Here is a 22,953-nt window from a genome sequence, read left to right on the forward strand (position 1 = left end):
CCGAGCGCAGCGTGCTTCTTCCCCCCTGGCCGCAGCCTCGGCGGCGCCCCTTGCACCCCGTCGGAAGGTTCCCCCTCCCGTGAGCGTCACCTCGTCCACGATCACCAGCCGTCTCGCCGCCCGCAAGAAGGCCGTCGTCGCCGTCGGTGCCGTCGCCCTGGGCACCTCGGCCGTCGCCTTCGGCGCCACTCCGGCCCAGGCCGCCGCCCCCGCGCAGGCCCCGTCCTCCGCGAGCGCGAGCGACGCCAAGGCCGCGGCGCACAAGCTGATCCCGGACCAGGCCCAGTACCAGTGCTTCAGCAACATCGTCGAGCGCGAGAGCGGCTGGGACCCGACCGCCACCAACCCGTCCAGCGGCGCCTACGGCCTCGTGCAGGCACAGCCGGGCTCGAAGATGGCCTCGGCGGGCCCGGACTGGAAGACCAACCCGGAGACCCAGATCAAGTGGGGTCTGGACTACATGAACTCCACCTACGGCAGCCCCTGCGACGCCTGGAAGTTCTGGCAGTCCCACAACTGGTACTGAGCGGCCCGCGGCAGTTGACCTCCCCTGAAGCGGCCGACGCCTCCGGCGTCGGCCGCTTTCGCGCACCCGCCCCGGTCAGCGCCCGGTCGCCCCGTCGATCCGCTCGCGCAGCAGGTCGGCGTGGCCGTTGTGCCGGGCGTACTCCGCTATCAGGTCGACCATGATGCGGCGCAGGGAGACCGGCTCTCCCGAGGCCGCGTGGGTGCCCGTCGCGTCCAGGGACGGTGCGCCGGCCACGATGCGGCGGGAGTACTCGCACTGCTCCCGCCAGACGGCCAGGGCCTCCGCCGGGTCGCCGGACAGGTCGTCGAAATCCTGGTCGGGGTCCTCGTCGGAGTAGTGGAGCATCGGGGTCCGTTCGCCCGCGAACTGGAGGTGGAACCACCACCGCTCCACGCCGGCGAGATGCCGTATCAGCCCGTGCAGGCTCATCCCGGACGGCGGCACCGTCCGCTCCGAGAGCCGCTCGGCGGGCACTCCCGAGCACTTCAGCTCGAAGGTGGCGCGGCGCCACTCCAGATAGCTGGTGAGGATGTCCCGCTCGTCCCCCACCAGCGGCGGGCGCTGCCGCACACCGCCGTCGTCCGCCCACATCGGCGCGTAATTCTCCCGCGGCACCGCCGCAGGCTTCGTCTCCCGCACCCCTGATTCGGTCATGAGGCGAGTGTGACAGGGACCACTGACAACGCCCCTCGCTGCGCCGTCCCCCGCGCCCCTCGCCCGCCGCGTCGTATCGCCGTCCCGGCCCCGCCCCTCACAGCCGCTGAAGGATCGTCCCCGTCGCCAGCCCTCCACCCGCGCACATCGTGACCAGGGCGAACTCCTTCCCCGTCCGCTCCAGTTCGTGCAGTGCCGTGGTGATCAGGCGGGCACCCGTGGCGCCGACCGGATGGCCCAGGGCGATGGCGCCGCCGTTCACATTGACCTTCTCCAGATCCTGGTCGAAGACCCTCGCCCAGGACAGCACGACCGACGCGAACGCCTCGTTGATCTCGACCAGATCGATGTCCTTCAGTGACATCCCGGCCTTGCCCAGCACGGCCCGCGTCGCGTCGATGGGCCCGTCGAGGTGGTAGTGGGGGTCCGCGCCGACCAGCGCCTGGGCGACGATGCGGGCCCGTGGCTTGAGTTTGAGCGCGCGGGCCATCCGCTTGGACGCCCACATCACCGCGCTCGCGCCGTCCGAGATCTGTGAGCAGTTGCCCGCCGTGTGCACGGCGGTCGGCATGACCGGCTTGAGCCCGCCGAGCGCCTCCATGCTCGTGTCGCGCAGCCCTTCGTCGCGGTCCACCAGCCGCCACATGCCCTGCCCGGCGGCCTGTTCGTCCTCCGTGGTCGGCACCTGCACGGCGAAGGTCTCACGCTTGAAACGTTCCTCGGCCCAGGCCGCCGCGGCCCGCTCCTGCGAGCGCAGCCCGAGCGCGTCGACGTCCGCGCGGGTCAGCCCCCGGTTGCGGGCGATGCGTTCGGCCGCCTCGAACTGGTTGGGCAGGTCCACGTTCCACTCGTCCGGCCAGGGTTTGCCGGGGCCGTGCTTGGAGCCGCTGCCGAGCGGCACCCGGGACATCGCCTCCACGCCGCACCCGATGCCGATGTCGATGACGCCGCCCGCGACCATGTTGGCGACCATGTGGTTGGCCTGCTGGGACGAGCCGCACTGGCAGTCCACGGTGGTCGCGGCCGTCTCGTACGGCAGGCCCATCGTCAGCCAGGCGGTGCGGGCCGGGTTCATGGACTGCTCGCCGGCGTGGGTGACCGTGCCGCCGACGATCTGTTCCACGCAGTCCGGCTGGATGCCGGTGCGGGCGAGCAGTTCGCGGTAGGTCTCGCCGAGGAGGTAGGCGGGGTGGAGGTTGGCGAGCGCGCCGCCGCGCTTGCCGATCGGGGTGCGTACGGCTTCCACGATGATGGGTTCCGCGGCCATGACTGACTCGTCCTCTCCTCACGTCCCGCAGGACGTCCCGGCACCCCCGACGACGGAACTGGTACGCGTTCTAGTTCCCCGGCCAGTCTCTTTGAGCCGCGGGCGGCGGCGCAAGGGTGCTGCACGGGCCTTCCACCCCCAACAGGCGCGCCGAGCCGGTACTTGACGCCCCGCGCCCCCTTGCCACTTATAGAACTCGTTACTACCTTCACCGCCATGAGCTGACGGCCCGTCAGGACCGCCGGTCGGCATCCGTACGACGGCGGGCCGCCAGGACCCCCGACCGGCACCGGGCCGGACCAGAGCTGGAGTCGCCGAGATGCCATGCCCCGCGCTGCCCGACGGGTTCGACTTCACCGACCCCGACGTCTACCACCACCGCGTCCCGCTGCCCGAGTTCGCCCAGCTGCGGCGCACCGAGCCCGTCTGGTGGAACGCCCAGCCGCACGGCATCGCCGGCTTCGGCGACGACGGCTACTGGGTGGTGACCCGGCACGAGGACGTCCGGGAGGTCTCCACCCGGCCGGAGGTCTTCTCGGCGAGCCTGAACACCTCGATCATCCGCTTCAACGCGGCCATGACCCGCGACAAGATCGACGTGCAGAAGCTGATCATGCTGAACATGGACCCGCCGGAACACACCCGGGTCCGGCAGATCGTCCAGCGCGGCTTCACGCCCCGCGCGATCCGCGCCCTCGAAGGGGCCCTGCGCGAGCGCGCGCGGACCATCGTCGCCGCGGCCCGCGGCAAGGAGTCCGGCGACTTCGTCACCGACATCGCCTGCGAGCTCCCGCTCCAGGCCATCGCCGAGCTGATCGGCGTCCCCCAGGACGACCGGTCCCGGATCTTCGACTGGTCGAACAAGATGGTCGCGTACGACGACCCGGAGCTGGCCATCACCGAGGAGGTCGGCAACACCGCGGCGGAGGAGCTGATCTCGTACGCGATGAACCTGGCCGCGGCCCGCAAGGAGTGCCCGGCCCAGGACATCGTCAGCCGGCTCGTGGCGGCGGAGGACGAGGGCAACCTCGCGTCCGACGAGTTCGGGTTCTTCGTCCTCCTGCTGGCCGTCGCGGGCAACGAGACGACCCGCAACGCGATCACCCACGGGATGCACGCGTTCCTGACCCATCCCGACCAGTGGGAGCTGTACAAACGGGAACGGCCCGGTACCGCCGCCGAGGAGATCGTGCGCTGGGCGACGCCCGTCGTCTCCTTCCAGCGCACCGCCACCCAGGACACCACCCTGGGCGGCGCGCGGATCGGCAAGGGGCAGCGCGTCGGCCTCTTCTACGCCTCCGCCAACCACGACCCCGAGGTCTTCGAGGACCCCGGGACGTTCGACATCACCCGCGATCCCAACCCCCACCTGGGGTTCGGCGGAGGCGGCCCGCACTTCTGCCTCGGCAAGTCGCTCGCCGTCCTGGAGATCGATTTGATCTTCCAGGCCATCGCCGACACCGTGCCGGACATCGCCCTCGCGGGCGCCCCGCGCCGGCTGCGGTCGGCCTGGCTGAACGGGGTGAAGGAGCTGCGGGTCCGGTACGCGTAGGGCGTGCGCGTACGCGAAGACGCGGCGGAGCCGAGCCGTACGGGGCGCGCCGGTACGGCGGGGCTGCCGGGCGACGTGCCGCCGCGTCTCTTTTGCGTCTCCTGTGGTTCCTTCGGTCCTCAACCTTGCCAACGGCTACTGGCAGACTTACATTCAACTCGCCAGTAACACCGGCCAGTTCTTCACACCCTCCACCCGATCACCACACGCTTGCCGTTTCCTGGCCCGGTGCCCAGCACGTCCCCCCACAACTCTCGGCTGCGCGATCCACCGCACTTCGAAGGGGACCACTCTCATGAAGGACGCACACGGCAGACACGTCACGGGGCGCGTCAGCTGGCGCAAGTTCGCCGTGCTGTCCGTCCCGGCCCTCGCCGGGACCGCCGCGCTGGGCATCGCCCTGGCCAACGGCGCGCTGGCGGCTTCGTTCGCCGTATCGGGACAGCAGTTCAAGGTGTCCGCCGCCTCCCTCAACGGCGAAGGCTTCGCCCAGTACGGCGGCGTCGACCAGAACGCGCGCGGCGAACTGCTGCCCGTGGCCGTGACCGCCATCAAGAAGGCCGACCTGCACAAACTGTGCCAGTCGGTGGTCACCACACTGCCGGTCATCGGCGACATCTCACTCAACCTCACCGCGGGCGGCGGCAAGACGCCGGTCAAGGCGACCGACCTCTTCGTCGACGCCACCCAGCTCTCCGGCAACGCGGACTTCAACAACATCGAGATCGGCCGGGACGCCTCCACCCTCGACAAGGGACCGGCGACCGCCCAGGGCATGCAGGACCTGTTCGCCCAGCAGGCCGACGACGTCAACATCACCAACCTCAAGCAGACGGCCTGGGCCACCAACGCCGGGACGTTCCGGCTGGCCGGCCTGAGCATGAAGATCTCCAAGGGCAAGAAGGAATGCTTCTGACCGGGAAGGGCTCCTGGCGGCGCGGGCGTGCGGCCTGGCGGCGCTGGCGCAAGGGCCGCCCCTTCTGGGGCGGGCTGGCGGCCGTCGTCGCCGGTGCGGAGATCTGCGCCATCCCGCTGGCACCGCTGAAGATCATGCTCCAGCAGGGCATCGCCGGGATCCCGTCCGTCCTGATGGGCCTGGTCATGATCCTGATGGGCCTGTCCGCGTGGTTCGCGCCGCACTACCGGGGGCTGGCCGGCGTCCTCACCGTCCTGGTGGCCACCGCGGCACTGGTGATGTCCAACCTCGGCGGGTTCCTGTTCGGCACGATCGTCGGCATCCTCGGCGGCGGCATGATCTTCGCCTGGCAGCCACGCCCACTGCCGGAGCCCGAGCCGGAACCGCGGGCGGACGCGGGTACGAGCACGGGCCCGCGACCGGAGCCGGGTGCGGGCCCGTCCGGCAGCGAGCCGTCCGCACCGCCCCGCACCCAGCCGCAGAGCTGACCGGGCCGCGCGGCAGGACCGCGTCGTACGCGTACGGCGACGCCCTCGTACCCGTACGGTGCACGCCCTCGTGCGGGTACGGCGACGCCTCGTGCCCGTGGAGCGGCGCCTCCGTACCCGCACGGCGACGCCTCGTGCCCGTGGAGCGGCGCCTCCGTACCCGCACGGCGACGCCCTCGCCCGTAAGACAGCACCTCCGTACCCGTACGACGGTGTCCGCCACGGGCGGCCCGCCGGGCTCCGTCCTCCGCGTACGGCGGGCTCGCACACCCCCCAGACCCGCAGGTGTTCGCAGGCACCTGCGTCGCCCCACCAACACCGCTCGCAGAAGGAGAACCGCGATGACGCACAGACCCGCACGCTCTCGCGCACACCACTCCGTCGCACGGCGGCCGCGCGCCCTGCTCGCCGCCGGTACGGGCATCCTCGCGACCGCGTCCCTCTCCCTGGCCCTGACCGGCTCGGCCACCGCCCAGCCCACCGGGGCGCCGGTCGCCGCCGGCCCGACCACCGTCACCCCGGCCGGTCACTCCTACGCCGCCACCCTCAGCGGCAAGGCCACCTTCAAGGCCGGTTCGGTGACGGTGACCTGCACCGTCTCCAACGCCACCGGCCAGGTCCCGCAGGCCCCGGACAATGCCAACGCCTCCGGCCCGGTCAGCAACGGCATCTCGGCGCCCAGCTACACCTCGTGCACCACCAGCATGCCGGGCGTCAGCGCCACCATCCAGACGTCCGGCGCCTGGGGCGTCACCATGCAGAACGGCGCGCCGAGCACCGCCGGGCTGACCATCCCGACCGGCGGTTTCGTCCTCAGGACCAGCGGCCTGGCCAGTTGTACGGTGACGGCCGCTCCCACCGGCGCGGCGACCGTGAGCGGTACCTGGGCGAACGGCGCGCCGTCCACCCTGACCTTCACCAACGCCTCGGTGCCGGTGAAGGTCGTCGGCGGCTTCGGCTGCCCGACCAGCGCCACGACGTCGACCTTCAACGCCACGTACAAGGTGGCCGACACCACCGACCCGGCGTCGCAGATCACGGTCACCGGCTGACGGGCGGTCCCTGCTGACAGGCGGACCCGGCTGACAGGCGGTCCCGCCTGACGGCCGGCTCCGGCTGACGGCCGGGAGGCGTCCGCCGGCCGCCCCCTCAGCCGCGGACGCCCCCGGCCGTCGTCAGTCCGTCGCCCTCACCCGCCGGTGAGGGCGACGGCAACCGCCACCGCGCCGATCACGAGCGCCCCCGCCACGGCGAGCAGGCCCGTCACCAGGCGGCGTCGCAGCACCCGGTACACGCCCTCGTACTCGGCGCGGAGTTCGCCGCTGCGTGCGGCGATCCGCCGCAGATAGGCGCGGGAGAACTCCAGTTGGTCCGCCTGGTACTGCCGCTCGACCTCCTCCCGCTGCGCGCGGGTCAGCCACGGCAGCCGGTCGCTGAAGTCGCGGGCACGGGTGCGCGCACGGTCCTTCTCCGCCTCCCAGAGCAGATATCCCTCGATCTCGTTGATGGCCTCGGCCGTGCTCACCGGCGTGCCTCCGCTCATACCAGCACCTCGCGTTCCTTCGCACGGTCCAGTCCGGGCGCACCGACTTCGGGGTGGTGCAGGTCGAATGCCGGGGATTCGGACCGGATACGCGGCAGGGAGGTGAAGTTGTGCCGCGGCGGCGGGCAGGAGGTCGCCCACTCCAGCGAGCGTCCCCAGCCCCACGGGTCGTCGTCCGTGACCCTTTCCCCGTACTTCGCGGTCTTCCAGACGTTGTAGAGGAACGGCAGCAGCGACAGGCCGAGCAGGAACGAGGCGATCGTCGAGACGGTGTTGAGCGTGGTGAAGCCGTCGGCGGCCAGATAGTCGGGAATGCGGCGCAGCATGCCTTCGGCGCCCAGCCAGTGCTGGACGAGGAAGGTGCCGTGGAAGCCGATGAACAGCGTCCAGAACGTGATTTTCCCGAGCCGCTCGTCGAGCATCTTGCCGGTGAACTTCGGCCACCAGAAGTGGAAGCCGGCGAACATCGCGAAGACGACCGTGCCGAAGATGACGTAGTGGAAGTGGGCGACCACGAAGTACGAGTCCGTCACGTGGAAGTCCATCGGCGGCGACGCCAGGATGACGCCGGTCAGCCCGCCGAAGGTGAAGGTGATCAGGAAGCCGACCGCCCACAGCATCGGTGTCTCGAAGGACAGCGAGCCCTGCCACATCGTGCCGATCCAGTTGAAGAACTTCACACCGGTCGGTACCGCGATGAGGAACGTCATGAAGGAGAAGAACGGCAGCAGCACGCCGCCCGTCGCGTACATGTGGTGCGCCCAGACGGTGACCGAAAGGCCCGCGATCGAAATCGTCGCCGCGATCAGACCGACGTAACCGAACATCGGCTTCCGGGAGAAGACCGGAATGACCTCGGAGATGATGCCGAAGAACGGCAGCGCGATGATGTAGACCTCGGGGTGGCCGAAGAACCAGAAGAGGTGCTGCCACAGCAGCGCGCCGCCGTTGGCCGCGTCGAAGATGTGCGCGCCGAATTTGCGGTCCGCCTCCAGCGCGAAGAGGGCCGCGGCCAGCACGGGAAAGGCGAGCAGGACCAGTACACCGGTCAGCAGCACGTTCCACGTGAAGATGGGCATGCGGAACATCGTCATGCCGGGCGCGCGCATGCAGATGATGGTGGTGATGAAATTGACCGCGCCCAGGATCGTCCCGAAGCCGGAGAAGGCCAGACCCATGATCCACATGTCGCCGCCGATGCCCGGGGAATGCACGGAGTCGGAGAGCGGCGCATAGGCGAACCAGCCGAAGTCGGCGGCGCCCTGCGGCGTGAGGAATCCGCCCACCGCGATCAGTGAACCGAAGAGGTACAGCCAGTACGCGAACATGTTCAGCCGGGGGAAGGCGACGTCGGGGGCGCCGATCTGCAGCGGCATGATCCAGTTCGCGAAACCGGAGAACAGCGGCGTCGCGAACATCAGCAGCATGATCGTGCCGTGCATCGTGAACGCCTGGTTGAACTGCTCGTTCGACAGGATCTGGTGGCCCGGCCTGGCCAGCTCGGCGCGCATCAGCAGGGCCAGCAGGCCGCCGACGCAGAAGAACGCGAACGAGGTGATCAGGTACAGCGTGCCGATGGTCTTGTGGTCGGTGGTCGTCAACCACTTCACGGGGGACTTCATGCACCGTAGGTGTCCGGGGCCGCCAAAAACTTCACCGCGGCAGGGTGTGAAGATCGCAGGCGTGCCGGACACCAACAGATCATGAGCAAGGACGCAGCCGCCGGGGACGGCCCGGACGAGGACTTCGGCGCGGGCCCCGGCACGGACCTCGGCCAGGACGTCGACGAAGCCTTCGCCGCCGCCTACCGCGCGCATTACTGGGCGGTCAGCCGCTTCGTCGCCCGCCGGCTGGACAGCGGGCAGGAGGACGACGTCGAGGAGGTGGTGGCGGAGGTCTTCTCCATAGCCTGGCGGCGGCGCACCGAGCTGCCGCCGTCCCCGCTGCCCTGGCTGTACGGCGTGGCCCGTAACTGCCTCTCCAACACGGTGCGCGGCTTCGGCCGCTACCGGCGCCTGCTGCACCGTCTCGGCAATCACGAGGCCGCGCACCGCCGCCAGACCGTGGACAGCCCCGATACGGAACGGCCGGGGTCCTGGGTGCACGAGGCGCTGGAGCGCCTCTCCCCCGCCGACCAGGAAGTGCTGCGCCTGACGGCCTGGGAGGAACTGACGCTCCAGGAACTGTCCGTCACCCTCGACTGCAGCCAGAGCGCCGCGGCCATGCGACTGCACCGGGCGCGCAACCGGCTCCGTACGCAGATAGACCGCCTCCGGCCCAAGGGAGCGCCGGAGCCGGGCCCCGACCCGGGCCCCGTCACGCCCCCGCCGCGCCCCCGCGCGCACCGCACACCCGCACGCCGTACCCCCGCCCGTCCCCCCCTGCCCGCATCCGCGGTGCCGACCCGAGCCGGAGGCCGCAGCCTTGACTGACGAACTGGAGCTGCTGCGGCAGGCCGATCCCGTACGGTCCGACGAGGGACCCTGGCGCGACCGCCCGCTCACCGCGCGCGCCGAACACCGGCTGGCCGCGCTGACGAGCGCCGACGCGCCGTCTTCCCCGCCGGCGCATGCCCCCGAGCGCGCCTCCCGCCCCGCCCGCCGCCCCCGCGCCGCCCGGCCGCGCCGTACCCGCCGTCTGCTCATCGGCGCCACCGCCGCCTCGGCCGCCGCGATCGCAGCCCTCACCCTCACCTTCTCCGGCGTCGGTACGGCACCGGCGGCGGCCTCCCCCACCGCGCTCGTCGTGCAGCCCGACGCCCCGGCGCTACCGCTGGACGAGGTCGCGCGCCGGGCGGAGGCGTACGCCCGTGCCCTGCACGACGCGCCCAAGCCGCACCGGGGCAGCCACCTCCAGAGCTGGTACCTGAGCATGGAGACGGGCCCCGACGCGCAGCCGCCGGTCACGATCCCGGAGGAGCGCATCACCCGCTGGAACCCGGACGGCAGCGGCTCCGAACTCGTCGTCGCCACCGACCCCCGGCACCCCGGCCGCCCGGTGATCAACGATGCGGACGGCGAGTGGCGCACCGTCAACGACGGCAAGGTCCTGCACCGCAGGACGTATCCGCCGGGCACCCGGCTGGACGACCCGGCCACCGGTGACGGCACCCTGCCCGCCCGGCCGCCCGCCGACCCGGACGAGCTGCGTTCCTACCTGTCCACCTTCTACAGCGGCGCCGGCACCGAGACGCAGCCGCTCCTGATGGCCCTCTCCTCCTTCCTCCAGGAGTGGACCCCGGGTCCGCGCGAGTCGGCGGCGCTGGTCCGGATGCTCTCCCGGACGAAGGACCTCCGCCCGGCCGGCCAGGTCATCGACCGTCTCGGGCGGCGCGGCCAGGCGTACGCGTACCGCGGCACGGACGCGTCGGGCGGGTCCATGGACGGCACCCTGCAACTGGTCATCCTCCACCCGGAGACCGGCCGGCTCCTCGGCATGGAGACGACGTTGACGAAGGACGTCCCCGACTTCAAGATCAAGGCGGGTGACGTGCTGTCGTACGAGGCGTGGATGCCATGAGGTGAAGGCGGGCCGCCGGCTGACGCCCTTCCGACGGCCCCGCGTCCGTCCGCTCAGTGGCTGATGTCCCTCCGGCGGCCCCGCGCCGACCGTTCAGTGGCCGAGCCGTTCCAGGGCCTGCCGCGGGTAGCGCGCGCCCGCCACGGCATCGGCGGGCACCGCCGCGCGCAGCCGCGCGACCTGCTCCCCGGTGAGCGTCAGATCCGCCGCGGCGGCGTTCTCGGCGACGTAACGCGCCCGTTTCGTCCCGGGAATCGGCACGATGTCCTCGCCCTGCGCCAGCAGCCAGGCGAGCGCCGCGCGCGCCGGCGGCACCCCCAGCTCGTCGGCCACGCGGCGCACCGCGCGGACGAGCGCCAGGTTGCGCTCGATGTTCTCGGCGGAGAAACGCGGCCAGCGACGCCGGTTGTCGTCCTCGCCCAGCTCCTCGCGCGAGGCGAGCGCCCCCGCGAGCATCCCGCGCCCGAGGGGCGAGTACGCCACCACGGTCACGCCCAGCTCGCGGCAGGTGGCGAGCAGCTCGCCCTCGACCACGTCCCGGGTGAACAGCGAGTACTCGACCTGGACCGCGCTGACGGGGTGCACGGCGTGCGCCCTGCGCAGCGTCTGCGGGCTGACCTCCGAGAGGCCCAGGTGACGCACCTTGCCCGCCGCGACCAGCTCCGCCATCGCGCCGACGGTCTCCTCGACCGGTACGGCGGGGTCGCGGCGGTGCGCGTAGTAGAGGTCGAGGTACTCGACGCCGAGCCGGCGCAGCGACGCGTCGCAGGCGACCGGCACGTACGCAGGCGAGGTGTCCACCGTGTCGACCCGCCCGGTCGCCGGGTCGTGCCGCAGCCCGAACTTCGTCGCGAGGACGACGTCCTCCCGCGCGCTCCGGCCGCGCAGCCAGTCGCCGACGAACTCCTCGTTCGCCCCGCGCCCGTACGCGTCGGCCGTGTCGAGGAACGTCACCCCCAGGCCAGCGGCCCGGTCGAGCGCCCGTCGCGCTTCCGCCGGATCGGCGGGCCCGTACGCGACGGACATTCCCATGCACCCGAGCCCCACGGCCGACACCGCGGCCCCGCCCGGCCCACCGAGCCGTCGATACCTCATGGCGTTCCTCCATCACTCGCCGGGCCTGCTCCGCCGAGTGGCAGGGTACGGCCGGATGGCTGATGCTTGATGGGCGCGACGATCCCGCGGCGCGGCAGCGAAACGCTGCCGCGCCGCTCGCGTGGGGTGCCCGGCATCCCGCGCCGGGCGCCCGAGGACGTCAGGCCAGGGGAACGTTGACGCAGGCCAGGCGGGCGCCCGCGGTCCCCGCGTGGCCCGGTTCGGTGTGCGTCCTGTGCTCGTGGACGACCACCGAGCGGGCCTGTCCTTGGCGGACGTGCCAGGTGACCCTGGCGACCGAGGCACCGTCGCCGTCCGCGTCCGTCTTCAGGTCGAGCCACACCTCGTTGCGCGGGTTGGCGTAGGCGGGGTCGGTGGAGGGCTGCACCGGGTCGGGCACGTTCTGGTAGTGCGGGCCGGAGTCGGCCGGTACGGGCCCGCACGGCTTGGTGTGGACATGAGCACCGTACGTACGGTCCGGAACCAGACCCGCCAGCCGCAGACCGACGACCGTACGGGCGTCCTTGCCGGACCCGTAGCGCTTCTCCACGACCGTGACCCGGCTGCCCTCGGGCACCAGGGCCGGATCGTGGGTGACGGCCTCACCCGTCGGCGACGCGGTGAAGTGGGCACGGACGGTCACGCTGGTGCTCTGCACTCCCATGGACGGCGCGGCGGCGGGCGCCATCGCCAGTGATGCGGTCAGCACTGCCGTAGCGATAGACATGCGACGCACCCTCGCGTCCCGGCGCGCCGACCGGAACCGGGTATCCGGCCAGGCGGGGCGCACGGAAAAGTTATGTACGCGGGGTTGGGGAAGGGCGCGCGGGGCACACGGGGAGCGCGCGTGACGGCCCTGGAAGCGGGGGCGTGGACGCGGGCCCGGGCAGGAGCCCGGGGCCGGGCGGATGCGCGTCCGGAACCGGCTTCGACAGCATCAGGAAGGCCCCCTCGAAGTTTCTTCCGCGCTGCCTGCATACATCGGTCAGGAGTGGGCAGGGTCAGGTCCGTGCGTTGCGCATGTGGCGCAAGAGAGGGCATTTCGGTTGCGGCGATCGCCGCGAGATGGATCACATCCATAAAGGCCGGATAAAGACCCTCGGGACGCCGCTTCCCCTGCCAGGAGCAGGGTTGCACGCTGTTGCGCGGTCAACCGTGCACTGTCCGTGATGAGGCGCTCTGCCCCTATGGTCGACCTTTGCCCCGTCACGCCATGGCGGGCCGGACCCGCCAGTGCGGGTGTTCCATGCAGTCGTCCCAGAGAGCGCAGGCGAGCGAGCACGTGCCGACGCAGTCACCCGTCGCACCGCGGACCCGTACCGGTGGTCCCGTACCCGATCCGGCAGAGCCGGAGAAACCGGAGAAGCGGGGGCAGGGCAGCGGCGACGTCACCGTCGTCGATCCGTCCATGGTCAAGCGGGCCGTCTCGGCAGCCGCCGTCGGCAACGCGATGGAGTGGTTCGACTTCGGCGTCTACAGCTACATCGCGGTCACGCTCGGACAGGTCTTCTTCCCGTCCGGCAACCCGACCGCGCAGTTGCTGTCGACGTTCGGCACCTTCGCCGCGGCCTTCCTCGTCCGCCCCATCGGCGGCATGGTCTTCGGGCCGCTCGGCGACCGTATCGGCCGCCAGAAGATCCTCGCCATCACCATGATCATGATGTCGGCGGGCACCTTCGCGATCGGCCTGATCCCCTCGTACGCCTCCATCGGCGTCGGGGCACCGATCCTCCTGCTGGTCGCCCGGCTGATCCAGGGCTTCTCGACCGGTGGTGAGTACGGCGGCGCCTCCACCTTCATCGCCGAGTACGCGCCCGACAAGAAGCGCGGCTTCATGGGCAGTTGGCTGGAGTTCGGCACCCTCGCCGGTTACGTCGGCGGCGCCGGCCTGGTCACGCTGCTGACCTACCTCTTCCGCCACGACCACGACGCCCTGCTCTCCTGGGGCTGGCGCATCCCGTTCCTGGTCGCGGGCCCGATGGGCATCATCGGCCTCTACCTGCGGATGCGGCTGGAGGAGACCCCCGCCTTCGCGCAGTTGGAGAAGGAGGCGCGGTCCAAGGAGAAGGAGCGCCGGGAGGCCGAGAAGAGGATCGGCCTGCGCGAGATGATCTTCGGCCAGTGGCGCCCGATGCTGCTCTGCGTCGGCCTGGTCCTGGTCTTCAACGTCACCGACTACATGCTGCTGTCGTACATGCCCAGCTACCTGACCTCGGAGCTGAAGTACGACGAGACGCACGGACTGCTGGTCGTGCTGGCGGTCATGGTCGTGATGATGTGCGTGCAGCCCTTCGCGGGCCGGCTCACCGACCGCTTCGGCCGCCGTCCGGTCATCGCGACCGGCTGTGTCGGCTTCCTGGTGCTGTCCGTGCCGTCGCTGCTGCTGATCCGGCAGGGTTCGCTGGCCGGCATCGCGCTGGGCATGGCCGTCCTCGGCCTGCTGCTGGTGTGCTTCACGTCGACCATGCCGTCCACGCTGCCCGCGCTGTTCCCGACGAAGGTGCGCTACGGCTCGCTGTCCATCGGCTTCAACGTCTCGGTCTCCATCTTCGGCGGTACGACTCCGCTGGTGGTGACCGCGCTGATCGGCGCCACGGGCAACAACATGATGCCGGCGTTCTACATGATGGCCGCCGCCGTGGTCGGCGGGATCGCGGTCCTGCTGATGTCGGAGAGCGCGGGCAAGCCGCTGCCGGGTTCGCCGCCCGCGGTCGAGACGGAGTCGGAGGCGCGCGCGCTGCGCCGGGCCGTCGGCACGGGCTCAGGTCCGGGTTCCAAGGCCGCTTCGGGCAAGCGACGGGTGACAGCGGAGTCGCCTGCCTGATACGGCCGGTGGCGCGAGCCCCTGCCCCGTACATCTGAAACGCTTGTGCGCGAGGACGAGAGCGTCCTCGCGCACAGGCGTTTTCCCGTGTACGGGGCCGTACCTCAGGTGTCGCTCGGGCGGTTCGGGCCCACCCACCCGCCGTTGTCGCAGATGCGCCCCGTCGGGTCCTTCCGGCCGTGCGCGTACAGCCCGTCCCCCGTGGTCGCGCCGGACGGCGAGGGGAAGAAGCTGGTGTAGGCGAAGCGGCAGCTGTCACCGCCCGCCGCACGGCCGTGCGCGGGGCAGGCCGACGCGGCGGGAACGGCGGCCAGGACGGCGCCGACCGCGGACACCGACACCACCGCGGCACGGGTGAACTTCCGCATGGAGTACAAGAGGTTCCCTTTCGTCACCGGGCCGCGCCCTCGCGCGCCCCGGCCGCCATGCTGGCGGGAAACCGCCGTCCCGGCCCGGCCACACTCCGGCGTCCCGGCGGCTGCAACCCCAACAGCGGACGCGACCGTCACCGCCGCGCCGCCGCCCCGTTGAACCCCTCCGGGTCACTGCTCCACGAGCCGTACGAACGGTATGTTCTCCCCCGCCTGCCGGTAGCCCTCCGCCGTGCCGTCGACCTCGAACCCCATGTACGCCGTCAACTGGCGGGCCGCCTTCGGATGCTTCGGCGCGTACCGCGCCATGATCCGGCCGCCCTCGTCGGCGGGGAGGAAATGCGCGATGACGGCACACCGCCTGCGCCCCACCTGGATGGTGGCCCTGGGCTGCGCCTGGAGGTTGCGGTACCACTGCGCGCCCGGACCGAAGCCGGAAGCCAGCGTCCACGTACGGGCCTGCCGGTCGTACGACACCACCTCCAGGACGACGCGCCGGGTCTTGCCCGACGTACGGCCGAGGTGCTCCAGAAGCAGCAGCCGCTTGCCGAAGAGACCGCCTAGACCGAGCCGGTAGAGGTGGATCGGAGCGCGTAGGGCAAGCCGCTTCCAGCCCGTCGGCCGCGCCGGTCTGCCGACCCGCCGCGCCGCCCGCGGCGGCTCCTGTCCCGCTTCTGAGTTCGACATACTCCGACGCTAACCCCGCCCACCGACAACGGAAGTGGCGCAACCGGCCGAGCTGCGGCACTCGGGCGGGCCGTTCCGCCCCGGGGCGCACCAGCGTTCAATACGGCGCTCCGCGTCCGGACGAGACTCACCGCATGAGCACAGACCTGACGGCCGGAACGCCCGCCGGAACACCTGCCGAGACCGCCGAACGCTTCCCCACGAAGATCGCCCTCGTGGTCCGCGAAGACCTCGCCACCTGGCAGAAACTGAATGTGACGGCCTTCCTGGCGAGCGGCGTGGCGCATGCCGCCGACGACATCATGGGCAAGCGCTACGAGGACGCCTCGGCCAACGACTACCTGGCGCTGCTCCGCGAACCGGTCCTGTGCTTCGCCGCCGACTCCGCCGGCCTGGCCCGTACCCGTGCCCGTGCCGTCTCCCGGGAACTGCCCACCGCGCTGTACACCGCGGAGATGTTCACCACCGGCAACGACGACGACAACCGCGCGGTCGTACGCGCCGTCGCCGCCGACGACCTCGACCTGGTCGGCGTGGCGGTCCACGGTCCCCGCAAGCTGGTCGACAAGGTGGTCAAGGGCCTGAAGCTGCACGGCTGATCCCCGCCCTGGCCTCCGCCCGCCGGACGGTATGGGGCACGATGTTCGGTATGAGCATCGTGAAGATCAATGTGCTGACCGTTCCCGACGAACAGCGGGAGGTTCTGGAGAAGCGCTTCGGCGCGCGGGCCGGTTCCGTGGAGTCCTCGGACGGCTTCGAGTGGTTCGAGCTGCTGCGCCCGGTCGAGGGCACCGACCAGTACCTCGTCTACACGCGGTGGCGCGACGAGGAGTCGTTCCAGGCATGGATGGAGGGCCCGATGAAGGCCGCGCACCAGGGCGGCGGCGCGGAAGGCGGCGAGCGGCCCAAGCCCGCCGCTTCCGGGTCCACGCTCTGGTCGTTCGAGGTGGTGCAGCAGGCCGGGCCGAAGGAACAGGGCTGAGCGGCCGGGTTCCGGGGCTTCCGGGGCGGCTCAGAAGTCGAGCAGACGCTGGGCGGTTTCCCGGTAGTGGCGCAGGGCGACGCGGAGCTGTTCGGTGTCGGCGTTGCCCTGCTCCCAGGACGAGTGCAGGGCGCGGCGGCGGGCGGCCAGGGCCTCCGGCAGGAGGGCGGCCAGCTCTTCGTAGATGCCGTCGGCTTCCTGCACGGCCTCGCGGGGACGGTCGACGAAGCCGTTGACGGCGTGGTCGAGCCGCTGCCGCAGCTTCTCCCGGGCGTCGGAGGGGAGCAGGGGTTCGGCGGAGCCCGTCCGGCCGAAGCCCTCGCCGTGCGTGGAGGAGCCGGGGGTGGACGAGGCGGGGGTTCCTGGGTCGCCTGCCGTGCCGGGGCCGCCGGGCGTTCCCGCCGGGTAGTCGGTCTCGGTTCCGGGCAGGCCGGCGTACACGCCCGGTCCGGACCCGGTGGCGCCCGACGTGGCGGTGGGCGGCGGCGCGGCCGGCTGCTGCGCGCTGCGGTCACCCTCGTACGCGGCGGCTCCGCGCTCCGGCGGCGGCATGCCTTCGCTCGCCGCGCGCTCCTCGGGCGTCTCGACGGGACCGGTACCGCGCTCGTCGTAGGTGCTCATCGCGCACCGCCTTCCGCAGTGTCGTGCCCGTGGCCGCGGCCGTGCGTCCAGGGGGAACGCAGCCGGTCACCGAGCCGCCGGGTGGTGGGCTTGTGGTTCCGGGTGCCGGACCGGCCGGCCGACGGGTCGTGACCGTCGCGGGCCGGGTCGGTGCGGCCGTGCGCCGTGCCGCCGCGGCCGTGGTCACGGTGGCCGTGGTCACGGTGGCCGTGCGAGGTGGAGCGGCCCGTGCCGGCTTCGAGGAGTTCGGTGAACAGGGCGCGCGCGTGCACCACGGCGGCGCGCAGTTCCTCGGTCCCGGCGGCGTTCTCGGGCCGGTTGTTCCGGGCGCGTACGGCGGTCTCGTGGGCCTTGCGGTAGTCGTGGACGCCCTGCGCGTGGTGGACGGAGAGCGCGTCGGTCTGCTCGTCGTAGGTGTCCGCGGGGTAGCCGCGCTCGCGGGCGAGCCGGCCGATCAGCAGGTCGGCCTCGACGACGGCCTGTTCGGGCTCGTCGACGAACTGCCGCTGTACGGCCTCCCACCGCTCCTCGTACTGGAGGCGCAGTTCGGCGGTCAGCGGCAGCGGACGGAACGCGCCGTGGCGGTCCAGCCGCTGGTTCAGTTCGCGTTCGGCGGCCGCGGTGTCGCCGTCGTGCACGGCGACGGCCCGTTCGTACTCCGGGCCGAAGCGGCGCCGCAGACCTCTGCTGCCACTGCGGGCGACCTTGGCGCGTGCCATGAGGACGAGAGCGGCGATCACCAGGAGCGCCACCACAGGGACGATGATCAAGGTGATGGACATACGGATCGGGTAGCCACGCCGCCGGACACCAAACCCCGCCTGCCGACGGGCCCTTGGGGCGCCACGGCCCGGCACGGCGGAGTGTGACGGTCCGGCCCGGCAGGGTGTGGCGGCCCGGCCCGGCGGGCGCCACGTCCCGGCACGGCGGGGCGCCGCGCGATATCCGGAGGCGGCGCTCCCGCCCGTACGGGCACAATGCCGCCATGACTGACGCCGCCACCAGGCGCCCGCCCGAGACCTGGCACCTCTCGGTCGAGCCCGACGACTCGCCCGCCGCCACCGCCTTGTTCCGCGAGTACTACACCGAGGTCGCGCAGCGCTACCACACCCTGCACGGGTGGCCCCGGATCACGCCCGAGGAGATCGACGAGGCCGTGGCGGAGTATCCGCCCGGTCAACTGACGGCACCGGGCGGCGCGTTGTTCGTCGCCCGACAGGCCGGCGAAGCCGCCGGATGCGCCGGGCTGCTGCTCATCGACGGCGGGCGTACGGCGGAACTGAAGCGGGTGTTCGTCCGCGAACCCCGGCGCGGCCGGGGCGCGGCGGGCGTGCTGATGCGCGCAGTCGAACGCCGGGCGGCGGAACTGGGAGCCGAACGGCTCCGGTTGGACACCCGGCGGGACCTCACCGAGGCCGTCGCGTTGTACCGGGCGTACGGGTACGGGGAGATCCCCGCGTACAAGGAGGACCGGTATGCGGAACTGTTCTTCGAGAAGGCGGTGGCGGGGGTGACCGCGGCCCGCTGAGGCCGGCGCGCCTCCGGGGCGGGGCTCTGCTCAGTGCCCCGCCGGCGGCCGGCGTCTGCGGGTGTCGTCCTTGCGCGGGCTCTCCGCGTCCGAGCCGCACAGTTCCGTCGTCAGTTCGTCGACCAGTTCCGTGAGGTCGGTCGGCCGGTCCTCGGTCCACCAGTCCCCGAGCAGTTCGGCCAGCGACTCGCGGCGCGCGGCGGCCAGCCGTTCCGCGATCGCGCGGCCCTTGTCGGTGAGGACCAGCGGCAGCCCTTCCCGTACGGCCAGGCCGCGCTCCTCGATCTGCCGGGTGGCCTCGGCGATCACCCGGAACGGCACGATGCTGCGCTCGGAGAGCAGCGCGGGCTCCACCGAACCGAAGCGGTTGATGCGCAGCAGCATCCAGCTCGCCGCGGGTCTGAGGTCCAGCCCGGCCTTTTCGGTGATCCGCTCGTAGACCGCCTTGCGGCCCTCCAGGCTGCCCAGCCGGGACAGCGCGCGGCAGACCTCGTCGTACGAGGAACGGTGTACGGGGTTCGAGGAGAGCACCTCGGAGGTGTCGGGCGCGGTGACGCCCCGGCGCAGCGGCTCCTCACGGAGGAACCAGGCCAGGACGAAGGCGATCAGGACGACCGGGACCGCGTAGAGGAAGACGTCGGTGATGGAGGTCGAGTAGGCGTCGAGCACACCGGCCGCGGCGTCGGGGGGCAGTTGTCCCACCGTACGCGGATCTTCCGCGATCTTGGACGGGTCGGTGCCGGGCGGCAGCGGTTTGCCCGCGAGGGCGTCGGCGATCCGGGGTCCCAGCTTGTTGGCGAAGATCGTGCCGAAGACGGAGACGCCGAAGGAGGAGCCGATCGAACGGAAGAAGGTGGCGCCCGAGGTGGCGACGCCGAGGTCCTGGTAGTCGACGGCGTTCTGCACGATGAGGACGAGGACCTGCATGACCAGGCCGAGCCCGAAGCCGAAGACGAAGAAGTACAGGCTCATCACGGTGGTGCTGTCGGCCGGGCCGAGCTGGTGCAGGAGCAGCAGGCCGACGGCCGTGACGGCGGTACCGGCCACGGGAAAGACCTTGTAGTGCCCGGTACGGCTGACGAGCTGCCCGGACCCGGTCGAGGACAGCAGCATGCCGATGACCATCGGCAGCATGTGCACCCCGGACATGGTCGGCGAGACGCCCTGCACCACCTGGAGGAAGGTCGGCAGGTAGGTCATCGAGCCGAACATCGCGAAGCCGATGACGAAGCCGATGACCGCGGTGAGGGTGAAGGAGCGCAGGCGGAACAGGCGCAGCGGGAGGACCGGTTCGGCGGCCCGGCGCTCGACGGCCACGAACACGGCCAGCAGGACCAGGCCGAGCACCCCTAGGCCGATGATCTGCCAGGAGCCCCAGTCGTAGCTGACGCCGCCGAGCGAGGTCATCAGGACGAAGCAGGCGGCGACCGCGGCGATCAGGACGGTGCCGAGGTAGTCGATGCGGTGCGGGGTGCGGCGGACGGGGATGTGCAGCACCGCGGCGATCACGGCCAGGGCGACGATCCCGATGGGCAGGTTGATGTAGAAGACCCAGCGCCAGCTGAGGTGGTCCACGAACAGACCGCCGAGCAGGGGCCCGAGCACACTCGTCGCACCGAAGACCGCGCCGAACAGGCCCTGGTAGCGGCCGCGGTCGCGGGGCGGCACGATGTCGCCGACGATCGCCATCGACAGCACGATCAGACCGCCGCCGCCCAGCCCCTGGACGGCGCGGAACGCGATGAGCTGCGGCATGTCCTGCGCGATGCCGCACAGCGCGGACCCGATCAGGAAGATCACGATGGCGGTCTGGAACAGCCGCTTGCGCCCGTACTGGTCGCCGAGCTTGCCCCACAGCGGGGTCGCGGCGGTCGAGGCCAGCAGGTACGCGGTGACCACCCAGGACAGGTGGTCCAGACCGCCGAGATCGCTGACGATGGTGGGCAGCGCGGTGGCGACGATGGTCTGGTCGAGTGCCGCGATGAGCAGCCCGAGCAGCAGCGCGCCGATCGCGACGAGGACCGTCCGCCGGGACTGCCCCTCGCCGGGCACGGGCGGGGCACCGGTGTCCTGCGCCATGAGCGTCTCTCCTCGTGCGGGTCGTGCGGGCCGGTCTTACGGACCGGTCGTGCGGGCGGGTTCCACGGGCGGGCTCGGGTTTCCCTCCATCCTGATCGTTTCGGTGGGATACGGCCTGCTGAGCGGCGTGCCGCCGGGCGGTGCCCGAAGGCTCCCTGTGCAGGAAGGGACCAGACCGGGATAATCACTGACCGATCGAGAGGTTCAGGAGGGGGAACGCTCGTGACGGCTCAGTCCTGCCCGCACTGCTCGGCACCCACGCGTGACGACGGCCGGCCGAGGTGTCTGTGCGAGGCGGCCGGCGCCGAGGACTTCGATCCCCTGCGGGTACGCCCGTACGTGCGGCTGCCGGACGGGGCGGATGTCACCGGAACGGCGGCGGGCACGACGGCGGACGCCATGCGTCCCGAACCGCGTCCCGCGCCGCGGTTCGGCTCGCGTACGGTGCCCCCGGCCGGGTCCCGGACGGGGACGCGCGCCGGGTCACGCGCGGGCCTGCGCTCCGGAGGGCGGACGGAGGCACCCGCCGGTCCGCACCGCGATCCGCACGCCGGACCGCACGCCGGTTCACCTGCCGACGCCTGCGCCGCCCCGCACACCGACACCGGCGCCGGGGCCGAGCCCGACGCCCACGCCCGTACGGGCGCCCGAGCCCGCACCGGTGCCCGCACCCCCACCCCCGAAGCCTCCCGGCGCCGGAAGAAGCAGGCGGCCCTGGCCGCCATGGCGGTCTCCGCGGCGGGCCTGGCCGCGGGCGCGGTGCTGCTCAGCGGCGCGCTGCTGTCCGATGCGGACCAGGACCGCGCGCTGCCCGACAACCACCGGCACATGCCCAGCGCCGCCCGTCCCTCGGGCAGCGGCGACGGCAACCCCGGAGGAGGCGGCCCGGGGCGCCGCGCCGCGCCGCCGCCCGCGGCCCCCACGCCGGTGCCGCAGCAGGTGACCAGGGCGCAGCCGTCCGCCGGTCCGTCCCGTGCCTCTTCCCCGACGCCCGGTCCGACGTCGGCCCCGAGTACGGCCACGGCGTCCGGCAGCATCACCAGCGCCCCGGAGAGCCGTACGCCGAGCAGTCCGCCGGACGGGCCGATGGTGCTGCGGGAGGGGGCAAGCGGGCCGGAGGTGCTGGAGTTGCAGCGGCGGCTGGAGCAGGTGGCCGTGTATCCGGGTCCGGAGGACGGGCGTTTCGACGTCGCCGTACGCGAAGCCGTCGCCGCGTTCCAGCGGTTCCACGGGCTGCGGCAGGACCCGGCCGGTGTCTACGGGGTGCAGACCCGCCGGTCGCTGGAGGCCCGTACGGTCGAACCGTGAGCCGGGGCGTGCGGGTCGGCCGAGGGGGCGGTTGGCCTCTCGCGGAGGCTCTTTGTATCGTGTAGGAACAAAGTGGTTCCGCCCGCACTCCCTGACCGGCGGGCGGAGCCGCTTGACTCTTTCCTCAGCGCCCAGGAGCCCGCCGATGCCGGCAACCACCCCGCTCATAGCCCGCGCCCTGCTGCTGGACATGGACAGCACGATCGTGAACTCCGAGGCCGTGGTCGAGCGCTGCTGGCGCCGCTGGGCCGCCGAGCAGGGTCTCGACGCGGACGAGGTGCTCAAGGTGGTGCACGGCCGGCAGGGCTGGGCCACGATGGCCGCCCTGCTCCCCGACCGCCCGATGGAGCTCAACCACGAGGACAACCGGCGGATGCTGGAGCAGGAGACCGCCGACGTGGACGGCGTCGTCCCGGTGCCCGGCGCGCCCGCCTTCATGGCCGCCCTCGCCCGGCTCCCGCACGCCCTCGTGACCTCCGCCGACCTCGCCCTCTCCGACGCCCGCATGGGCGCGGCCGGGCTGCCGATGCCGGACGTACGGATCACCGCCGAGTCGGTCAGCGCCAGCAAGCCGGACCCCGAGGGTTTCCTCAAGGGCGCGGCCGAGCTGGGGTACGCGCCCGAGGACTGCGTGGTCTTCGAGGACTCCGAGGCCGGCATCGCGGCCGGGCGCGCGGCGGGGATGCGCGTGGTCGGCGTCGGCGAGCGGGCCGCGGCCTTCGGCCCCGACGTCCACGTGCGCGACCTGGAGCAGGTCCGGGTCGAGGCGCTCGCGGACGGGTCGATCGCGCTGCACATCGAGGGCTGAGGCCGTACGTCGAGGGCTGAGGCCGTAGGTCGCGGCTGAGCCGTACCTCGACGACCGAGGCTGACATCGAGGGCTGAACCGGGCGGGGGGGGGGGGCCGCCCCCGGGGCGCCCCCCCCCCGGCCCCCCGCACCCCCCCCACAACCCCCAAACACCACAACACACACCCCCAAACCACACAAC

24 protein-coding genes are annotated in these 22,953 nt (G+C 72.1%); 13 read left to right on the plus strand and 11 right to left on the minus strand.

What is annotated here, in order from left to right; translation table 11 throughout:
- Positions 1 to 79: 79 nt before the first annotated feature.
- Positions 80 to 526 (plus strand): transglycosylase SLT domain-containing protein, encoded by a 447-nt coding sequence (locus AB0A97_RS02875; protein WP_361143543.1) that lies wholly within the window; start codon positions 80 to 82, stop codon positions 524 to 526.
- A gap of 75 nt (positions 527 to 601) precedes the next feature.
- Here the strand turns inward: AB0A97_RS02875 and AB0A97_RS02880 are convergent, their stop codons facing one another.
- Positions 602 to 1,183 (minus strand): DinB family protein, encoded by a 582-nt coding sequence (locus AB0A97_RS02880; protein ID WP_361143546.1) that lies wholly within the window; start codon positions 1,181 to 1,183, stop codon positions 602 to 604.
- Positions 1,184 to 1,280: 97 nt separating this feature from the next.
- Positions 1,281 to 2,450, minus strand: coding sequence for a steroid 3-ketoacyl-CoA thiolase (locus tag AB0A97_RS02885; protein WP_361143549.1), 1,170 nt, complete (start codon positions 2,448 to 2,450; stop codon positions 1,281 to 1,283).
- Between the two features lie 319 nt (positions 2,451 to 2,769).
- On the opposite strand from AB0A97_RS02885, the gene AB0A97_RS02890 reads away from it, so the two are divergent.
- The 4 genes from AB0A97_RS02890 (at position 2,770) to AB0A97_RS02905 (ending at position 6,458) form a co-directional block, all read left to right on the plus strand.
- Positions 2,770 to 4,002: a cytochrome P450 gene (locus tag AB0A97_RS02890; protein WP_361143552.1), complete on the plus strand. Its 1,233-nt coding sequence runs from the start codon at positions 2,770 to 2,772 to the stop codon at positions 4,000 to 4,002.
- Positions 4,003 to 4,297: 295 nt separating this feature from the next.
- Positions 4,298 to 4,918, plus strand: a complete 621-nt coding sequence (locus AB0A97_RS02895; RefSeq protein WP_361143554.1) for a DUF6230 family protein — start codon at positions 4,298 to 4,300, stop codon at positions 4,916 to 4,918.
- Positions 4,909 to 5,406: a DUF6114 domain-containing protein gene (locus AB0A97_RS02900; protein ID WP_361143557.1), complete on the plus strand. Its 498-nt coding sequence runs from the start codon at positions 4,909 to 4,911 to the stop codon at positions 5,404 to 5,406. The genes AB0A97_RS02895 and AB0A97_RS02900 overlap by 10 nt, the downstream gene beginning before the upstream one ends.
- A gap of 341 nt (positions 5,407 to 5,747) precedes the next feature.
- On the plus strand, positions 5,748 to 6,458 hold the full coding sequence (locus tag AB0A97_RS02905) for a hypothetical protein (RefSeq protein ID WP_361143560.1): 711 nt from the start codon (positions 5,748 to 5,750) through the stop codon (positions 6,456 to 6,458).
- A 137-nt stretch (positions 6,459 to 6,595) separates the two neighbouring features.
- Here AB0A97_RS02905 and AB0A97_RS02910 read toward each other — a convergent pair whose 3' ends face one another.
- Together AB0A97_RS02910 and ctaD are read right to left on the minus strand one after the other, a co-directional pair.
- On the minus strand, positions 6,596 to 6,949 hold the full coding sequence (locus AB0A97_RS02910; RefSeq protein ID WP_361143562.1) for a hypothetical protein: 354 nt from the start codon (positions 6,947 to 6,949) through the stop codon (positions 6,596 to 6,598).
- Positions 6,946 to 8,571 (minus strand): cytochrome c oxidase subunit I, encoded by a 1,626-nt coding sequence (gene ctaD, locus AB0A97_RS02915; protein WP_361143565.1) that lies wholly within the window; start codon positions 8,569 to 8,571, stop codon positions 6,946 to 6,948. Before ctaD ends, AB0A97_RS02910 begins: the two co-directional genes overlap by 4 nt.
- An 81-nt stretch (positions 8,572 to 8,652) precedes the next feature.
- Here ctaD and AB0A97_RS02920 point away from each other — a divergent pair, with 81 nt between their 5' ends.
- Entirely contained in the window at positions 8,653 to 9,381 is a 729-nt protein-coding gene (locus AB0A97_RS02920; RefSeq protein ID WP_361143568.1) for a sigma-70 family RNA polymerase sigma factor, read from the plus strand.
- Positions 9,374 to 10,468, plus strand: coding sequence for a CU044_5270 family protein (locus AB0A97_RS02925; protein WP_361143570.1), 1,095 nt, complete (start codon positions 9,374 to 9,376; stop codon positions 10,466 to 10,468). Before AB0A97_RS02920 ends, AB0A97_RS02925 begins: the two co-directional genes overlap by 8 nt.
- A gap of 93 nt (positions 10,469 to 10,561) precedes the next feature.
- Here AB0A97_RS02925 and AB0A97_RS02930 read toward each other — a convergent pair whose 3' ends face one another.
- Both AB0A97_RS02930 and AB0A97_RS02935 read right to left on the minus strand, forming a co-directional pair.
- Positions 10,562 to 11,563 carry an aldo/keto reductase gene (locus AB0A97_RS02930; protein ID WP_361143573.1) on the minus strand — a complete coding sequence of 334 codons (1,002 nt, stop codon included), beginning with the start codon at positions 11,561 to 11,563 and terminating at the stop codon, positions 10,562 to 10,564.
- Between the two features lie 160 nt (positions 11,564 to 11,723).
- Entirely contained in the window at positions 11,724 to 12,290 is a 567-nt protein-coding gene (locus AB0A97_RS02935) for a superoxide dismutase family protein (protein ID WP_361143576.1), read from the minus strand.
- Between the two features lie 519 nt (positions 12,291 to 12,809).
- Here AB0A97_RS02935 and proP point away from each other — a divergent pair.
- Positions 12,810 to 14,387, plus strand: a complete 1,578-nt coding sequence (gene proP / locus AB0A97_RS02940; protein WP_361143578.1) for a glycine betaine/L-proline transporter ProP — start codon at positions 12,810 to 12,812, stop codon at positions 14,385 to 14,387.
- Between the two features lie 104 nt (positions 14,388 to 14,491).
- Here proP and AB0A97_RS02945 read toward each other — a convergent pair whose 3' ends face one another.
- The gene (locus AB0A97_RS02945) at positions 14,492 to 14,755 is read right to left on the minus strand and encodes a hypothetical protein (protein ID WP_361143581.1); all 264 of its coding nucleotides are present in this window, start codon (positions 14,753 to 14,755) and stop codon (positions 14,492 to 14,494) included.
- Between the two features lie 174 nt (positions 14,756 to 14,929).
- Positions 14,930 to 15,445, minus strand: a complete 516-nt coding sequence (locus AB0A97_RS02950; protein WP_361143583.1) for a nitroreductase family deazaflavin-dependent oxidoreductase — start codon at positions 15,443 to 15,445, stop codon at positions 14,930 to 14,932.
- Positions 15,446 to 15,579: 134 nt separating this feature from the next.
- On the opposite strand from AB0A97_RS02950, the gene AB0A97_RS02955 reads away from it, so the two are divergent.
- Complete coding sequence (locus AB0A97_RS02955; protein WP_361143585.1) at positions 15,580 to 16,044, plus strand: DUF2000 domain-containing protein; 465 nt, start codon at positions 15,580 to 15,582, stop codon at positions 16,042 to 16,044.
- Between the two features lie 50 nt (positions 16,045 to 16,094).
- The gene (locus tag AB0A97_RS02960) at positions 16,095 to 16,427 is read left to right on the plus strand and encodes an antibiotic biosynthesis monooxygenase (RefSeq protein WP_361143588.1); all 333 of its coding nucleotides are present in this window, start codon (positions 16,095 to 16,097) and stop codon (positions 16,425 to 16,427) included.
- 30 nt (positions 16,428 to 16,457) lie between these two features.
- Here AB0A97_RS02960 and AB0A97_RS02965 read toward each other — a convergent pair whose 3' ends face one another.
- Complete coding sequence (locus tag AB0A97_RS02965; protein ID WP_361143591.1) at positions 16,458 to 17,048, minus strand: hypothetical protein; 591 nt, start codon at positions 17,046 to 17,048, stop codon at positions 16,458 to 16,460.
- Positions 17,045 to 17,830 (minus strand): hypothetical protein, encoded by a 786-nt coding sequence (locus AB0A97_RS02970; RefSeq protein WP_361143594.1) that lies wholly within the window; start codon positions 17,828 to 17,830, stop codon positions 17,045 to 17,047. The genes AB0A97_RS02965 and AB0A97_RS02970 overlap by 4 nt, the downstream gene beginning before the upstream one ends.
- Positions 17,831 to 18,033: 203 nt before the next feature.
- Here AB0A97_RS02970 and AB0A97_RS02975 point away from each other — a divergent pair, with 203 nt between their 5' ends.
- The gene (locus AB0A97_RS02975) at positions 18,034 to 18,576 is read left to right on the plus strand and encodes a GNAT family N-acetyltransferase (RefSeq protein ID WP_361143597.1); all 543 of its coding nucleotides are present in this window, start codon (positions 18,034 to 18,036) and stop codon (positions 18,574 to 18,576) included.
- Between the two features lie 30 nt (positions 18,577 to 18,606).
- On the opposite strand, the gene AB0A97_RS02980 is transcribed toward AB0A97_RS02975, so the two are convergent.
- Entirely contained in the window at positions 18,607 to 20,655 is a 2,049-nt protein-coding gene (locus AB0A97_RS02980) for an MFS transporter (protein WP_361143600.1), read from the minus strand.
- A gap of 222 nt (positions 20,656 to 20,877) precedes the next feature.
- On the opposite strand from AB0A97_RS02980, the gene AB0A97_RS02985 reads away from it, so the two are divergent.
- Positions 20,878 to 21,963 carry a peptidoglycan-binding domain-containing protein gene (locus tag AB0A97_RS02985; protein ID WP_361143602.1) on the plus strand — a complete coding sequence of 362 codons (1,086 nt, stop codon included), beginning with the start codon at positions 20,878 to 20,880 and terminating at the stop codon, positions 21,961 to 21,963.
- A gap of 145 nt (positions 21,964 to 22,108) precedes the next feature.
- Positions 22,109 to 22,771, plus strand: coding sequence for an HAD-IA family hydrolase (locus AB0A97_RS02990; protein ID WP_361143605.1), 663 nt, complete (start codon positions 22,109 to 22,111; stop codon positions 22,769 to 22,771).
- The last annotated feature ends 182 nt before the right edge of the window (positions 22,772 to 22,953 follow it).

Origin of the sequence: Streptomyces sp. NPDC045470, from assembly GCF_040646595.1 — a bacterium.
Taxonomy (GTDB): Bacteria; Actinomycetota; Actinomycetes; order Streptomycetales; family Streptomycetaceae; genus Streptomyces.

Bases quoted from the DNA above. Each gene is read 5' to 3' on its own strand.
- AB0A97_RS02880 (WP_361143546.1), bottom strand. From the start codon at position 1,183: ATGACCGAATCAGGGGTGCGGGAGACGAAGCCTGCGGCGGTGCCGCGG.
- AB0A97_RS02885 (WP_361143549.1), bottom strand. From the start codon at position 2,450: ATGGCCGCGGAACCCATCATCGTGGAAGCCGTACGCACCCCGATCGGC.
- AB0A97_RS02890 (WP_361143552.1), top strand. From the start codon at position 2,770: ATGCCATGCCCCGCGCTGCCCGACGGGTTCGACTTCACCGACCCCGAC.
- AB0A97_RS02895 (WP_361143554.1), top strand. From the start codon at position 4,298: ATGAAGGACGCACACGGCAGACACGTCACGGGGCGCGTCAGCTGGCGC.
- AB0A97_RS02900 (WP_361143557.1), top strand. From the start codon at position 4,909: ATGCTTCTGACCGGGAAGGGCTCCTGGCGGCGCGGGCGTGCGGCCTGG.
- AB0A97_RS02905 (WP_361143560.1), top strand. From the start codon at position 5,748: ATGACGCACAGACCCGCACGCTCTCGCGCACACCACTCCGTCGCACGG.
- AB0A97_RS02910 (WP_361143562.1), bottom strand. From the start codon at position 6,949: ATGAGCGGAGGCACGCCGGTGAGCACGGCCGAGGCCATCAACGAGATC.
- ctaD (WP_361143565.1), bottom strand. From the start codon at position 8,571: ATGAAGTCCCCCGTGAAGTGGTTGACGACCACCGACCACAAGACCATC.
- AB0A97_RS02920 (WP_361143568.1), top strand. From the start codon at position 8,653: ATGAGCAAGGACGCAGCCGCCGGGGACGGCCCGGACGAGGACTTCGGC.
- AB0A97_RS02930 (WP_361143573.1), bottom strand. From the start codon at position 11,563: ATGAGGTATCGACGGCTCGGTGGGCCGGGCGGGGCCGCGGTGTCGGCC.
- AB0A97_RS02935 (WP_361143576.1), bottom strand. From the start codon at position 12,290: ATGTCTATCGCTACGGCAGTGCTGACCGCATCACTGGCGATGGCGCCC.
- proP (WP_361143578.1), top strand. From the start codon at position 12,810: ATGCAGTCGTCCCAGAGAGCGCAGGCGAGCGAGCACGTGCCGACGCAG.
- AB0A97_RS02945 (WP_361143581.1), bottom strand. From the start codon at position 14,755: ATGCGGAAGTTCACCCGTGCCGCGGTGGTGTCGGTGTCCGCGGTCGGC.
- AB0A97_RS02950 (WP_361143583.1), bottom strand. From the start codon at position 15,445: ATGTCGAACTCAGAAGCGGGACAGGAGCCGCCGCGGGCGGCGCGGCGG.
- AB0A97_RS02955 (WP_361143585.1), top strand. From the start codon at position 15,580: ATGAGCACAGACCTGACGGCCGGAACGCCCGCCGGAACACCTGCCGAG.
- AB0A97_RS02960 (WP_361143588.1), top strand. From the start codon at position 16,095: ATGAGCATCGTGAAGATCAATGTGCTGACCGTTCCCGACGAACAGCGG.
- AB0A97_RS02965 (WP_361143591.1), bottom strand. From the start codon at position 17,048: ATGAGCACCTACGACGAGCGCGGTACCGGTCCCGTCGAGACGCCCGAG.
- AB0A97_RS02970 (WP_361143594.1), bottom strand. From the start codon at position 17,830: ATGTCCATCACCTTGATCATCGTCCCTGTGGTGGCGCTCCTGGTGATC.
- AB0A97_RS02975 (WP_361143597.1), top strand. From the start codon at position 18,034: ATGACTGACGCCGCCACCAGGCGCCCGCCCGAGACCTGGCACCTCTCG.
- AB0A97_RS02980 (WP_361143600.1), bottom strand. From the start codon at position 20,655: ATGGCGCAGGACACCGGTGCCCCGCCCGTGCCCGGCGAGGGGCAGTCC.
- AB0A97_RS02990 (WP_361143605.1), top strand. From the start codon at position 22,109: ATGCCGGCAACCACCCCGCTCATAGCCCGCGCCCTGCTGCTGGACATG.